At 61.3% G+C, this 15,335-nt stretch carries 7 protein-coding genes; 2 read left to right on the top strand and 5 right to left on the bottom strand.

Annotated features, from left to right (window positions below; all coding sequences use genetic code 11):
- Positions 1 to 9: 9 nt before the first annotated feature.
- Both GSQ88_RS07135 and GSQ88_RS07130 read right to left on the bottom strand, forming a co-directional pair.
- The gene (locus GSQ88_RS07135; protein ID WP_159006677.1) at positions 10 to 963 is read right to left on the bottom strand and encodes an ABC transporter permease; all 954 of its coding nucleotides are present in this window, start codon (positions 961 to 963) and stop codon (positions 10 to 12) included.
- Positions 964 to 1,134: 171 nt separating this feature from the next.
- Positions 1,135 to 2,799: an ABC transporter substrate-binding protein gene (locus tag GSQ88_RS07130; RefSeq protein ID WP_159006676.1), complete on the bottom strand. Its 1,665-nt coding sequence runs from the start codon at positions 2,797 to 2,799 to the stop codon at positions 1,135 to 1,137.
- Positions 2,800 to 3,020: 221 nt separating this feature from the next.
- On the opposite strand from GSQ88_RS07130, the gene GSQ88_RS07125 reads away from it, so the two are divergent.
- Positions 3,021 to 4,616 carry an ABC transporter substrate-binding protein gene (locus tag GSQ88_RS07125; protein ID WP_159006675.1) on the top strand — a complete coding sequence of 532 codons (1,596 nt, stop codon included), beginning with the start codon at positions 3,021 to 3,023 and terminating at the stop codon, positions 4,614 to 4,616.
- A gap of 79 nt (positions 4,617 to 4,695) precedes the next feature.
- The gene (locus GSQ88_RS07120) at positions 4,696 to 5,109 is read left to right on the top strand and encodes a nuclear transport factor 2 family protein (RefSeq protein WP_159006674.1); all 414 of its coding nucleotides are present in this window, start codon (positions 4,696 to 4,698) and stop codon (positions 5,107 to 5,109) included.
- Between the two features lie 122 nt (positions 5,110 to 5,231).
- Here GSQ88_RS07120 and GSQ88_RS07115 read toward each other — a convergent pair whose 3' ends face one another.
- The 3 genes from GSQ88_RS07115 to GSQ88_RS07105 form a co-directional block, all read right to left on the bottom strand.
- Positions 5,232 to 5,675 (bottom strand): MerR family transcriptional regulator, encoded by a 444-nt coding sequence (locus GSQ88_RS07115; protein WP_159006673.1) that lies wholly within the window; start codon positions 5,673 to 5,675, stop codon positions 5,232 to 5,234.
- 87 nt (positions 5,676 to 5,762) lie between these two features.
- A complete protein-coding gene (locus GSQ88_RS07110; protein WP_159006672.1) occupies positions 5,763 to 7,991 on the bottom strand; it encodes a CHASE2 domain-containing protein in 2,229 nt (742 codons plus the stop codon).
- 146 nt (positions 7,992 to 8,137) lie between these two features.
- Positions 8,138 to 15,232, bottom strand: a complete 7,095-nt coding sequence (locus GSQ88_RS07105; RefSeq protein WP_210253766.1) for a beta strand repeat-containing protein — start codon at positions 15,230 to 15,232, stop codon at positions 8,138 to 8,140.
- Positions 15,233 to 15,335 lie beyond the last annotated feature (103 nt).

The following is a 15,335-nucleotide window of genomic DNA, read 5'->3' as shown; positions in this document are numbered from 1 at the left end:
TCATCGGCCTTAGCTCCGCTTGATCCGTGGATCGATCGAGGCCTGCACGATGTCGACGATGAGATTGAGGAGGACGAAAAACAGCGCCAGCACCAGGATCGTGCCTTGCAGCAGCGGCAGATCGCGCTGGAAGATCGCCGAATTGAGCAACAACCCCGAGCCCGGCCAGGAGAACACGGTTTCGATCAGGATCGAGCCGCCCAGCATATAGCCCAATTGCAGGCCCATCACCGCCAGCGCGGTCGGCGCGGCATTCTTGATGACGTGACGGAAAACATGGGTCTCGTGCAGGCCCTTGGCGCGCAAGGCCTCGACGAAATCCTGGCTCAATATATCGCCGGTCAGCGCGCGGACGGTGCGGGTGATGATTCCCATCGGGATTACCGACGTGGTGATCGCGGGCAGGATCAGATAGCGGATGTGCTCCCAATCCCAGCCCCAGGCGCTGGAGCCGCCGGGGCCGGCGCCAACCGCCGGCAGCCAGTTGAGCTCCACCGAGAAGATGATCACGAGCACCATGCCGAGCCAGTAATGCGGCACCGAAACGCCGGCGATCGCGATCGAGGTCGCCACCTTGTCGATCCAGGTATCGCGGAAATAACCGGCGATCAGGCCGAAGAACAATCCAAGCGAAAACCCGATCATCGCCGCGGCAATTGCGAGCGTCACGGTATTGCCGACCGCGCGCATCACCTCGGATAGCACCGGACGTCCGGTGGCAATGGAATGACCGAGATCGCCATTGAGCGCCCTCCACAGCCACAGCCCGAACTGCACCGGCAGCGGACGATCGAAGCCGTAAGCGGCGCGCAACTGGTTTGCGAGTTCCTGCGAGGCGTCAGCGGGCAGGATCGCCACAAGCGGATCGCCGGGCGTGATGTGCACCAGCATAAAGCACACCAGCGCCACGCTGAGCACGATCGGGATCACATAGACAATGCGCCTGGCAACATAGACGAGCACGGATCACCTTCGGTTAGTTGCTCGCGGCGCACCCGCGAGCAATACTTGATCTCACAGATCCCTCGTTCGTCATGCCCGGCCTTGTGCCGGGCATCCACGTCTTTGCTGAACTTAAGCTGGAAAGACGTGGATGGCCGGGACAAGCCCGGCCATGACGGTGAGATGGAGCGCCTACGGCGTCATCGATACCGGCGAGAAATCGACGAACCAGCTCTTGGCCTGCACAAAGCCTTTGATCTTCGGGCTCAGCGCGCGCGGGCCGACGTCGTGGGCGACATAAAGGAACGCCGCATCGTCGACCGACGCCGCATGCAGTTCGGCCAGTAGCGCATCGCGCGCGACCGGATCGAAAGTCTGACGCGCCTTGGTCACCAGCTCGTCGAATTTCGGGTTATTGATGAAACCCCAATTATTCGACAGCGGCGGCGCCATCCCCGATTGCAGGAAGCGCACCATCGCGAAGAACGGATCCATCGCCGCATAGGTCACGTTGGTGGCGTTGGCGCCGTTGGCCGACTGATCCTTGGCGCCTTTGCGCCAGTTGGTGAGCAGCGTATTCCATTCGATGACGTCGAGCTGGACATCGAAATAACATTCCGCCAGCGCCTGCTGCAGATATTCGTTCATCGGCAAGGGCATCATCTGCCCGGAGCCCGAAGCCGAGGTCTGGATCTTGACCGACAGATGCTTGTTCGGGCCGAAGCCTGCTTCCTGCATCAGCTTCTGCGCCGCCGCCTTGTCATATTTGATCTCAAAGGTCGGCTTGCCGCGCCACGGATGGCCCGGCTCGAAGGTGCCGGTCGCCGGCACCATCAGGCCGGCGAGCAGGCCGTCCTTCAGCCCATCGCGATCGACGCAGAGATTGGCGGCCTTGCGAACACGGATGTCATTCCATGGCGAGCCTTCGATCCGCGAGAACTGCCACGGCCAGACGTGCGGCTCCTCATTGGCATAGATGATAAAGCCACGCTGCTTGATTTCGGCGACCGCATCCGGCGCCGGCGCCTCGGCCCAGTCGATCTGGCCGGAGAGCAACGCCGCGGTTCGGGCATTTGCCTCCGGCATCGGCAGCAGCAGCATCTTGTCGACCTTGGGAATGCGCGCCTTGTTCCAGTAATTCTCGTTCTTGACCAACTCCAGCCGTTCGCGTGGCGTGAAGGCCGACATTTTCCACGGACCCGTGCCCGATGCGTCGCGCGAGAAGGCGGTCCATGCGGCCTGCGATTTCGCCTTGGCATCCGCACCCTGGGCCGCGTCGAACAACTTCTGCCATTTCGCCGGGCTTGCCATGAACAGATTGGAGAGGTTGAACGGCAGGAAACTGTCCGGCTCGGTGGTGGTCAACTCCACCGTCATGTCGTCGATCTTGCGCGCCGAGGCCAATGTCGGCATCCGCGAGGCGGTCAGACCGACCTGGCTCGGATCGAATTGCGGCGCGTCCTGCTTCAGAACCTTTTCGACGTTCCAGACCACGGCGTCCGCATTGAACGGCGAGCCGTCGTGAAATGTGACACCGGGACGAAGCTTGAACGTCCATTTCTTCTTATCGGTAGCGTCGACCGCCCATTCCGTCGCAAGGCCGGGAATGAGGGCGCTCGCTTTGTCGGCGGATGACAGATCCCACATCGTCAGCGCGTCATACATGGTGAGGCCAGTGAAGCGGTTGCCCTCAAAACCCTGATCGGGCTGGCCCACCGTGCGCGGAATATCGGCCGCGGTCATCCCGATGCGCAGAATGGTTTCAGCGCCGGCGTTCCGTGGCAGCGCTGCCATGGCGGTAACCGCCAGCATGGCGAGCACGGCGGCCCGGCTTTTTCCAAATCTTGCAGCACGCATCGATCGAATTTCCTTATCGTTCTCGGTGACTAATTCTTATGCAAACATATGCAACGGGCGTGCCAATGGCGGTAATCATTCGCCCAATTGTGATTGATGGAGCAAATCCTTGCGCGTTGGCGTGACGAACGGACGCGGGTGCCTAATCTGGCATCAAGCTTGCAACAGTTTGAACGTGGCATACCGGATACGCCCAGTATCTGTTCAATGGAGCTTAGTGCATGCGCGTTCGAATTTCGATGCTTCTCGCCGTCCTGGCGGTGGCTCTGTCAGCCATTTCCGCGCATGCCGAGTCCGTCGTCCGCTACGGCATTTCGATGGCGGATATTCCGCTGACGACCGGTCAGCCGGATCGCGGCGCGGGCGCCTATCAGTTCACCGGGTACACCATTTACGATCCGCTGGTGTCCTGGGAAATGGACGTGTCGGACCGGCCAGGCAAACTGGTGCCGGGGCTCGCCACCGCATGGAAGGTCGACGACACCGACAAGACCAAATGGCGCTTCACGCTGCGCCGCAACGTCAAATTCCATGACGGCAGCGATTTTTCTGCCGATGCGGTGATCTGGAATCTCGACAAGGTCCTGAACGACAAGGCCCCGCAATTCGACAAGCGGCAGAGCGCGCAGGTGAAGACCCGCCTGCCCTCGGTCGCAAGCTACGCGAAGATCGACGACTTCACCGTCGAGATCACCACCAAGACCATCGATTCGTTCTTCCCTTATCAGATGCTGTGGTTCCTGGTTTCGAGCCCCGCGCAATATGAAAAGGTAGGCCGAGACTGGGACAAGTTCGCCAGCGATCCCTCCGGCACCGGGCCGTTCAAACTGACAAAACTGGTGCCGCATGAACTGGCCGAACTGTCGAAGAATGCGGATTACTGGGACAAGAAGCGGATTCCGAAGGTCGACAAGCTCGTCCTGATTCCGATGCCGGAAGCGTTGACGCGAACCAACGCGCTGTTGGCGGGACAGGTCGACCTGATCGAGACGCCGGCGCCCGATGCGGTGCCACAACTGAAATCCGCAGGCATGCGGATCGTCGACAACATCACGCCGCATGTGTGGAATTATCACCTGAGCGTTTTGCCGGGCTCGCCCTGGACCGATATCCGGCTGCGCAAGGCACTCAACCTCGCGATCGACCGCGACGGCGTGGTCGCGTTGATGAATGGGTTGGCAAAACCCGCCAAGGGCCAGGTCGATCCGTCGAGCCCCTGGTTCGGCAAGCCGACCTTCGACCTCACATACGATCCGGCGGAAGCCAAAAAACTGGTCGAGCAAGCCGGCTATTCCAAGGAAAAGCCGCTCAAGGCGACCTTTATCATCGCGCAAGGCGGCACCGGGCAGATGCTGTCGCTGCCGATGAACGAATTCCTGCAGCAAAGCTTCAAGGAAATCGGCATCGACATCGATTTCAAGGTCGTCGAACTCGAGACGCTGTACACCGCGTGGCGAAAAGGCGCCGCCGATCCAAGCAATGCCGGCATCACCGCCAACAACATCGCCTATGTGACGTCGGATCCGCTCTACGCCATCGTCCGGTTCTTCGCCTCCGATCAGATCGCGCCGGTCGGCGTCAACTGGGGCGGCTACAACAATCCGAAAGTGGATGCGCTGATCAACGAGGCCAAGCAGACCTTCGATCCCGCCAAACAGGACGATCTGATCGCCCAGGCCCATGCGCTGATCGTGGACGACGCCGCGCTGGTGTGGGTGGTACACGACACCAACCCGCACGCGCTCTCGCCGAGAATCAAGAAGTTCGTGCAGGCCCAGCACTGGTTCCAGGACCTGACCACGATCGGGGTGGAGTGAGGTGCGGGTAGAAAGGCGCTTGACCTAGAGCGCACTCTAGTTCGTACAAGACCGGCTGTCCCTCTTCCAAGGAGCAGCCATGAGCACCGCAGATAACAAGATACTCGTCCAGACCATCATGGAAGCGCGGTCGCGCCTCGACCCCGCGCCCTTCATCGCAGCCATGGCCGACGACTTCGTCTGGCGAATCATCGGGTCAACCGCATGGTCCGGCGAATATGTCGGCAAACGCGACGTGCGCGAGCGGCTGCTCAAGCCGCTGTACGAGCAGTTCGTCGCGCCAACGCACATCACGCCCACGCGTATCCTGGCCGACGGCGACCATGTCGTGGTCGAATGTCATGGCGACGCCACCACCGTCTCCGGCGAACGCTACGCCAACACCTATTGCATGGTCATGCGGTTGGCGGACGGACAATTGCGCGAGCTGACGGAATATATGGACACCGCCCTTGTCGAGCGCGTGCTGAAGCCACCGCGACTTCCTACATAACGACAGCTTTGCGAAGCACTTAGAGCGTTTTCGAGCGAAGTGGACACCGGTTCGCGTCAAGAAAGCGCGTCAAAACAAGAGTCTAGAGCCCGGTTCTGATTCCATCAGAACCGAAAAAGGCTCTAGAGCCGACCGGCGGCCTGAAGCGCCCGTACCGCGTTGGGCACACGCTGATGCGGCGTGACGACCGGCCTTGTGCCGTTAGCCATCCATTCGTCGTAAAACTCGACCTTGGCATCGACCAGGGTCAGGGCTTCGCTCCAGCGGGCAATGCTTTCCCGCACCCGGAGTTGGTGCTTTGCAAGCAGTGCGCGACGCCGAGGCAGCGCCGCGACTCCCTGCTTTGCGAGCGTGGTGTATTCGCGCATCTGCGTGATCGACATTCCGGTGCAACGAAGCCGTTCCATCAGATCGAGCCAGCCGATATGATGCTCGCCATAGACACGCCGACCGCCGGCGTCGCGGGCGACACCGGGTAACAATCCCTGCGCTTCATACCAGCGGATCGTATGGACGCTGCGCCCGGTCCGGTTCGCCACCTCTCCGATTCGCAAATCCTGTGGCATACTTCGCGCTCCCGCTTCGCCGCCATGCACGACGGACCAACGTCAGATAGGCGGCCCACTCGCGACGATCCAGACCGGTGCCGCCAACTATTTCGTCAGCAGCGCGAACGCCCCGTTCCAATCTTCCGGCGGTGGGTTCTTCTGATAATCGCGGATCCGCGCCTCGTAGAGCTGGTAGAGTAGTTCGAGCGAGTGGGCTTCTCCGGTGCCGCGGCCGCGCTCGATTACCGCGAGCGCGCCATCCCAGTCACGGCCGCGATAACAGGCCAGCATCTCGATGGTCAGGTTGCGCAAGCGTTGAAAGCGGCCGGACTGCGCGATGTCCTCGCGGCCCGCGACGGCATAGATGACCTCGGGCTCCTTCTTGCCTTTGACCATGATGAAATCGAGTTCGAGAATGGCGAACTTTTCCTTGACTGCGAGCGCGGTCGTTGAGCCGACGATGATCGGGAAGCCATATTCCTTGGATTGGCCTTCGAGCCGCGACGCCAGATTGACGCTATCGCCCAACACCGAATAATCGAACCGCAGGTCGGACCCCATATTGCCGACGACGCAAGTGCCGGTATTGAGGCCGACGCCGACGTTGAGCGGAATGTAAGCGTGACCGCCGTGCTGCGCCTCCGTCTCACGCTCCTTGTTGAGTTCTTCGATCCGCTCCAGCATGTCGACCGCGGCCTGGCATGCATTGAGCTGATGTTGCGCATCGTCGAGCGGCGCATTCCAGAACGCCATGATCGCGTCGCCCATGTATTTGTCGACCGTTCCCTTGTGCGCGAGGATCGCGTTGGTCAATGGCGTCAAGAACCGGTTCATCAGTGCGGTCAGGCCCTGCGGATCGTGTTTGTAGGACTCCGAGATCGCGGTGAAGCCGCGGACGTCGGAGAACATGATGGTCATCTCGCGCTCCTCGCCGCCAAGCACGAGCTTTTCCGGCGAAAGCGCGAGTTGTTCGACCAGCGCGGGCGATAGATATTGACCGAATGCCGAGCGGATCTGCCGCCGCTGCGCCTGCTCCCTGACAAAGCTGGAGAAGACCAGCGTCAGATAGATCGCCGTGGTCGACAGCAAAGGATAGGTGAAGTCGATCAGCAAACGCTGCTGCGCATAAAAATACCAGGAGGCCCCGATCAGCAACGAGGCAAACAAGCCACCGATAACGACAAGGACAACCGGCCCGAACATCGGCGCGAACGTGATCACCAGAAGTCCGAGCACCAGCGCCGCGGCGAATTCGAGGACGATACCGTAAGGCGGCTCCGACAGCAGCGCATTGGCCAGCGCGGCCTCGAGCACCTGGGCGTGAATTTCGACCCCCGGCATCGCCGCCGACACCGGCGTCGTCTTGATGTCGTTAAGTCCTACCGCTGATGTCCCGATCAGCACCAGTTTATGATCGATCATTTCGGGCGCGATGTTCCCGTCGAGCACGTCGGCGGCCGAGACATAAATCGAACGATCCTGTTTGGCGAAATGCACCCAGAGCTGGCCATTGCGATCGGTGGGGACTTCCAGGCCGTGGAGACCGACGCTCTTGATTCCGGCCTTTTCGGATTTGATGATGATCGTGGACGTGCCGGTCACCACCCGCAATATCTCAAAGCTGAGCGACGGCATCATCACGCCCTGGGCCCGCAGCATCATCGGCACCCGGCGGACAATGCCGTCGCGCTCATTCCTGATGGTAAACAGCCCGCGCCCCGCGGCCGCCGCTTCCAGCGTATCGACGTTGCGCAGCAGGCCCGCAAAATCGAACAGGAAACGCTGCGGATCCTCGCCAAGCGTGGCCACCCCGGTGACCGGAAGCGCCTTGTCGAATAGCGGATTGGCCCCGGCAAGGCCGGTTTCGCCCAACACCACGCGCGAGCGCTTGATCGCGTCGGCGAAGATCTGATCGTTGCTCGGCAATGTCCGCAGCCTGCTTTTGGTCTCCTCGTCGAGGTACCTCATGGTGTCGGCCACGGCGTTGGGATTGAGGCGGTCGGGCTCCGCGAACACGATGTCGAAGCCGATGGCAACGGCGCCGAGCCTGGTCAGGTTGACGATCATGTCGGCGATCCGCGTCCGCGGCCACGGCCATTGGCCGAACTTGGTCAGGCTCTTTTCGTCGATGTCGACGATGGTGACCGGCCTTGCGGTCTTCACGCGCGGCTCGAACCGCTGATAGGTATCGAAGGTTCGTACGCGCAATTCCTGGATCGGAGCGAAATCGGCGATGCGAAGCGCCGCGACCCCGACCAGGATCGCCAGGCAGATCAGCCTCGCATAGCCGAACTTTCGCCCGAACCAGCGTCGCAATACCCTCAATCGCTTCATGCTGTCCGGATATCAGGTTTTGGCAATTTGTTCACGCTCGCGACGGTGTTTTTCATGCCTGCGCCGGCCACCACAATGTCTGGTCCGGCGCCAAGCAAGTCGACCGGCTCCGGCTGGCGCGCGTGCTAAACGAAGTGGAAGTCTCGCTAAACGAAGTGGAAGTCATGGGCGTGCAGCTGCGCCTTGATGGCTGCGATCGTCGCCGGTTCCGGGCTATCGAACGCGGACGCCGCGTGGCCATGCCCGTCATCATGATGCTTGTTCAGGTCCGCTTCCGCGTTCACGAATGTCTGGCCGTCGAAGATGTGGGTGTCGCCGGCCGGATGAGCGCCGTTCGCGATGTTGCCATGCTCGGCAAAGTTGAACACGAAGCCATGGGTGGTCGCGGTCACGGTTTGGGTCTTCGCGGCCGAATGATCGGGGACCGGCGGATCGTAAACGATCGTGCCGCCGGCGTTGTCGGTGGTGAAGCTGAAATTCGCGGCTTGGTAGATGCCGTTGAAATGCAGCACGGCGCTGTTGGTGCCGTCGCTGACCGACAGCGTATCGTTGGTCGCGTTGTAGCTCTCGGTGAAGGAATGCGAATTGTAATCGATCCCCTTCAGATCGATATGATCCGAACCCGACAGCGTGCCATTGCCGGTGAAGCCGGAGACGACACCGGTGAAATTTGCGGGATGGTCGAGCGTCAGACTGCCGGTGGAACCCTGGAACGTGATGTTTTCCGTGGATGCCGCCGTTGAAATCTCCAGCGATGAGCCGGTTGCGATAGCGGCGGCAGCCGGCGCCGGCGGATCGGCAACATTGACGCCGCCATGGCCGTCGTCGGTCACTGTCCAGGTAGATCCAGAATAGTCTCCAACCAACGTGAGCCCCTGAATCCCGTGGGCCGTGTCGATAACACCTAAGCTCGTTGTATTGGTCGTGCTGTCGTAGCTGCCGCTGCCGGTGACCGCCGTCGTGGTCGATGCCGTGAATCCAGGTATCTCTATGACGTCGCCAGTCCCCGAAATCCCGGCGATTTCACCGCTAAAGGACGCATGCTGAACGAGGTCGAGCGTGCCGCTGCCAGTAGCAAACGCAATGGTATCGCCCGTGGCCGTGCTGACCGTGTAGGTCGCGCCGTCCGCGATCGAATCCGCGGGCGTAACGGCTATGCTGACTTCCTGGGTGGTCGACAGCGCTGTGCTGGTCGCATTGTGACCCTGGTCGTTGACGGTGATCATCAGCGTGTCGGAGCCGGTGTAGTTCGCAACCGGATCGTAAACCAGGCCATGGGCCAGCGCCGCATTGATCGCCGCTTGCGAGCCGAACAACTCGATCGAGCCCGTCCCGGCGCCGACGATCGAATCAAGACCGCTGCCGCTCTCCAGCACCAGCGAGCCATGGCCGAGCGCGAGCGTCACTTCGATTTGCGCCGAACCCGCCGCGGCCGCGGACACGGCAATGCTGCTAGTGCTGACCGTCCTGTCTTCGACGGTCGTCATCGCCGGGCCACCGATATCATATGTTACAAGAATCGCCTGATCCTGGCTGACGCTGCTGCCGTATACACCGGCGACGAACAGATGTTGGCCGTCGGACGCGATCGATGTGAAGGCGTTATATAGCCCGGGATCAGAAGTCAGAGTCGAGATCACAGCACCGTTCGACGCATTGATCTCCATCACCACGCCTTCGGTGACACCCCCAATGGACTCCGAGCCAGCGACAAACAGGCGGCCATTGATCTCCACGATTCCGTTCAACGTGCTGATGGCGCCGGCCGCACCGAACGTGTCACTCCAGGCCACCGAACCATCGTTATTGTACTCGGCAATCAGATAGTCCTGCCCACCGTCGACATAGGCAGTGCCGGCGGCGTAAAGCAGGCCGCCGATCGTGGTGACCCCGTTGAATATCCCCGCGCCACCGATGTTGTCCTCGTGAATGGAGACCTGGCTGAGGTCGTAACTGAAGGTCCACACCGTCGGACTGGCGTACGCTTCGCTGCCGTGCTGGGAACTGCCGACCGCCCAGATAGCGCCTTCCCAATCGACGGCGCCATTGGCCGAAGAGCTGCCCGGTACACCGCCCGGATCGGTGGCCGTCGCCAAAAGCGTGCCGCTGCTGTTGTATTCACCGATGATGTAGCCGCCGTAGCTATTTGGCTGGCCAAACCCGAAGGCATAGATCGACGTATTCTCACCGTGCGTGGTGACAATGGCGTTCTGAAAACTCTCGACGCCGCTGTAGGAATAAAAGGTGTGTGCGGTGTCGCCGAAGGGTTCATTGAAGGATGACGTGGCATTCGTGTCGAAGCGGACAAAGATCGATTTCGTCTCGACGCCGCCGATATCATCCGAGGTCAGGCCGTCACCAGGATTGCTTTCACCGACCGCGTAGATTTGGTTGCCATCCGCCGCCAGGCCGAAGAAGTCGCCGTAGTTCCAGTTAAAGGCGAAAGTAAATCCGGATATCCCGCTCGGCTCGGTGTTGAAGCCAACAACGGTTGCGGTGTCGCTCGTACCCTCCGTCTCCGGGCCGTTGTTGTAGCTCAGATAGAGATGCCCGTCGGCATAGGTGATGGCCGCGCCTTGATGTTCACCCTCGTCACCCCAAAGACTTGCAGCGGCCAGCGCGACGTTGGCCGTGGTGATCGTCGGCCCGTCATTGAAGTTTACCGTCGGCGCGATCGCCGAGCTGGCACTGATGCCGTCGCTGGCGAAGATCGAAAAACTCGGCGGCGTCGTGCTGCCGTCCTGGACGAATTCAACCTGGCCGGCTGCGATCTGCGCCGTGGTGAAACCACCGGTGGGAGCCGAGACCCAGTTGTTGCCGTTAAAGACCTCGAACTGGCCGCCGGTGACGTTGCCGACCGTATACAGGAAACTCGAGCTGTTGGGATCGGTGACGCTGAAGTCGGCGTTGGTCAGCACATCCGTGCCGCCTTGCGCGACGGTCAGCGTCATGCTGTGGAGCACCGGGGGGAGAGGTGTAACGGTGATGGCGGCGGTGGCGGTATTCGAGCCGAACGTTCCGTCGTTGACTTCGAAGGTCAACGTATCGGGGCCGTAATACCCGGTGGTCGGCGTGTAAACCAGGCCGCTGGTCAGCGCGGTGTCGATATCGGCGAGTGTGCCGGTCAGGATAAACGGCGACGCGCTGGTGCCGGCGCCGCTCTCGCTGACCCCCACCATACTGTCGAGCGCCAGCGTGCCGTGGATGACGTCGAGCGTCACGGTGAAGCTGTCGCTGCCGGCATCAGCAAACGATGCATGAAGCGTATTCAGCGTCAGCGATGCGTTCTCGTTAATGGTGGTATCGTCCGCATTGATAACGACTGAAGGCGGCGCGACTACCGCGCCGGCGAGCGCCGTGACGTGCTCGGCGCTGCCGTCGGTGAATCCCACGACGACATCGAGCGTCTGGCCGGCCGCAGTTGGCGTATAGATTGAGCCAGTCGCAATCTCCGTGCCGTTATCGAGCCACTGATAGGTGACACCGCTTGCGTTCAGGTCGGTCAGCGTTGCGTCAAGGGCAAAACCCTCGACCGCATTGCCGGCATGATCGAGACCGCTTACCGATGCCTGCGCCGGACTCAACACCACCTCGGTGTCACCGTTGCCATCATTGGTCAACGCGAAGCTGTTCTGGTCGTACGAACCCGAGAAGATGATGTTCGAGCTTTGCGTGCCTTCGGTGATCGTCAATGTGTGGGTGAGGCTGTTCCAGACGTCGGTCTCGCTGGAGGAGTAGGCAAGATCGGTCAGGTCGATCTTGTCACCCGTGACAAATCCGCTGACTGTGCCGCCATAATGCTGCGAATTGTCGAGTTCGAGCGTACCGGATCCGGAGAATGTCGCGTTCAGGGCAAGCGTCTGCGTCGCAGTGCCTACGAAATCGGCCAATCCGTTGCCGGTGATCGTAACCGTCGTAAACGCCGGGGAGCCGCTGATGCTGGCATCGGCGCCGACGACGAGGGTGCCTCCGTTGGCCTCGATCGTACCGCTGTTCGTGACGTTGCCGTCGATCTGCAACATGCCGCCGCTGGTCGCTTCAAGCAGGCCGGCATTTGTTACGCTACCATCGAGCGTGACCGCGGCCCCGGCGGTGCCGTGAACGACATCGAGGACGCCAAACTGGTCGATTGTCAGCGTGCCACTGGAGATCGTGACACCATCATCAAGCGTCAGCGTGGCGCCGCCGCCAATCGTCAAACGGCCATAATTCAGGCTCGCGCCACTAATCGCGCTGTCGGCCGTGACATCGATGTTGCCGCCGGTGCCGTCGGCCGTGCCGTCGTTGATGGTGCCACCGGTGATATGAACACCCGACAGCGTCAGCGTGGTGCTGTCATCGACCTGGATGACGCTGCCGCTGGTCGTGTCGGTAAAGCTGGTCCCGGTCACCGTGTCGTTGTCGAGCGTCAGCGTCACGCCACCGAGCGTCACGGCGCCATGATTCAGGTTGGCGCCACTGATCGCGCTGTCGGCCGTGACATCGATGTTGCCGCCGGTGCCGTCGGCCGTGCCATCGTTGATGGTGCCACTGGTGACATGAACACCCGACAGCGTCAGCGTGGTGCTGTCATCGACCTGGATAACGCTGCCGTCGGCCGTGTCGGTAAAGCTGGTGCCGGTCACCGTGTCGTTGTCGAGCGTCAGTTTCACGCCATTGAGCGTCACGGCGCCATGGTTCAGGTTGGCGCCACTGATCGCGCTGTCGGCCGTGACATCGATGTTGCCGCCAGCACCGTCGGCCGTGCCATCATTGACGGTGCCACCGGTGATATGAACACCGGACAGCGTCAGCGTCGTGCTGTCATCGACCTGGATGACGCTGCCGTCGGCCTTGTCGGTAAAACTGGTGCCCGTCACCGTGTCGTTGTCGAGCGTCAGCGTCACGCCGTTGAGCGTCACGGCGCCATGGTTCAGGTCCGCCTGGCTGATCGTGCTGTCGCCGGTAATGTCGATGCTGCCGGTGCCGTCGGCCGTGCCATCATTGACGGTGCCGCCGGTGACATGAACACCCGACAGCGTCAGCGTGGTGCTGTCATCGACCTGGATGACGCTGCCGCTGGTCGTGTCGGTAAAGCTGGTGCCGGTCACTGTGACATCGTCGAGCGTCAGCGTGACGCCTTGCGAAATCTTGACGCTGCCATGGTTCAGGTTGGCGTCGCTGATCGTGCTGTCGCCGGTAACGTCGATGGCGCCGCCAGCACCGTCGGCGGTGCCGTCGTTGATGGTGCCGCCGCTGATATGAACACCCGACAGCGTCAGTGTATCGTCGCTGTCGACCTGGATGATGCCGGCGCTGGTATTGGTCAGCGTGTCGTCGAGCAGCGTGGCAGGTCCTGCCACTTCCAGCGTGCCGTTGTTGGTGACGACACCCAGCGTCTCACTCAACGTACCCTGAATGCTGGCGCCGCCGCTCAGCTTGACCGTGCCGTCGAGTTCGATGCCGGCATTGTCGTTGATCGTCGTTCCCGACACCGTGACATTGTCCAGCGTCAGCACGGCATCGACCGTCACGATGCCGTTGTCGAGCGCCGCGTTGCCGTCGATCTTGCTGGCGCCGGTGACGTGGATGGTGCCGTTGTCGGTGATGGTACCGCCGATGATCTCGGTGCCGTCCAGCGTCAATGTCTGGCTGCTGTCGACGGTCAGTTGGTGATTGTTCAGCGCGTCGTTCTCGATACTGCTCGAACCGACGATTTCGATGCTGCCGGAATTGGCGATCTTGCCGCCGCTAATCGCGACGTTGGCCAGCCAAATCCCGTTGTTCGCATCGATCTTGATGGTGCCGTCGTCGGTGATCGTGCTTCCGGAGATGTAGACGCCGACTGGATCGACGGCCACGCCCGGGGGTTGCGTGATACCAACCGCACCTTCCGTGATCTCACCCGGCAGGACCACAAAGCTTCCCGTGAGGGAGGTGCCGTCGAGGGTCAGGGTCTGGCCGCTCTCCACGATCAGCGAACCACCAATCAGCGATGCGCCGGTAATGGTGCTGTCGCCGGTGACGTCGATCGTCCCGTTATCCGCCACCGCGCCACCGCTGATCGTGGCGCCATTCAGCGTGAGCGTGCCGGTGACGTCGATCGCATCGTTGAAGACAGTAGCAATTTCGAGGGTAAATATGCTGCCGCCCGGCCCCGGGTCATCGAAGAAGGCATTGTTCACGACTGGCTGCAAATTGTAGAACAGGGCAGGAATGGACAATGAGCCGTTATAGATGGTCTCGTTGACGAAGGCATTGCCCGTGCCGCTAACATTGACTTGATTGACGTTGTAGAGCGTGCCGTTCGTCACTACGGCATTGCCGGTCAGGTCGAGCATGCCTCGGTCGATAATGGCGCCACCATCGATGGTGGCATTGTTCAACTTCAGGGTTGCATTCGAATCGATCGCGACCTGGCCGGCATTGGCGATATCGACCCCGACGTTGAGCGTGCCGCCGCCTACCTCGATCAAGCCCTTGCTGGTGTTCGTGATCGTGCTGTGGCCGCTGAAGTCGCCACCTTGCCACAGCGCAATGCCGCCGGAGTTCAACAACACGCTGGTATTCAGCACCTCCATCAGGCCGCCGACGCTGACGGTGCCCGAATTATGCAAAATCGAATCGGCGCTCATGTCGAACGCGCCGCCGACGGCAAGCGAGCCCAGATTGATCAATTCCGGGGGCGAGGTCCCGTAATCGTTCATCGTGACGCTCTTGGCCGCGGCCGCGGTGTTGGCGTCGATCGTCACCGGATAAGACGGCGTCAGGCCGATCAGCTGATCGGTGATGATGATGGCGTCATCGGTGGCGGTCGGAACGGTGCCGGTTTCCCAGTCCAGCGCGTTGCTCCACAGCCCGCCCGGCGGCGAACCGGTGGTCGTGGTCGCGATCCAGACCACCGCGGGGGTATCGGTGCCGGTAATCGTCACCGTGATATCCTGGGTCGCGGTCGCGCCCTGCGAATCCGTCACGGTCACCGCATAAGTGAGCGTGATGGTTTCACCCTTCGGGATGAAATCGCCGAGATAAACCGGAAGGTCCGCAAGCTGCCACTTGATCGTACCTAGTCCGCTACCGGTGCTGTCGGTCGCAATCGACGCGGTCAATGCATGCTCGAAGATCTTCAACGGCGTCGGCGGCAGATCGAGCCCGTCCAGCAACAGTTTGACCGAAACCGTATGCGTATCGGTGAGATCGGGATCGTCGAACGCGATCGTTCCCGAGGTCGGCACATGGGCCGTCAGGTCGCCGCCAGGCACGCTGGTGCCGCCGGAGAACGCAATCGTTTGCGGCACGCTGGAGGTGATGACCGGAACGTCGTTGGTGCCGGTAATCGTGATGGTGAACGTCGCGGTGCCGGTC

This window comes from Bradyrhizobium sp. S69 (assembly GCF_009766005.1).
GTDB lineage: Bacteria > Pseudomonadota > Alphaproteobacteria > Rhizobiales > Xanthobacteraceae > Bradyrhizobium.
Note: the sequence above shows the minus strand (reverse complement) of the source record. Positions and strands in the feature narration are given on the sequence as shown.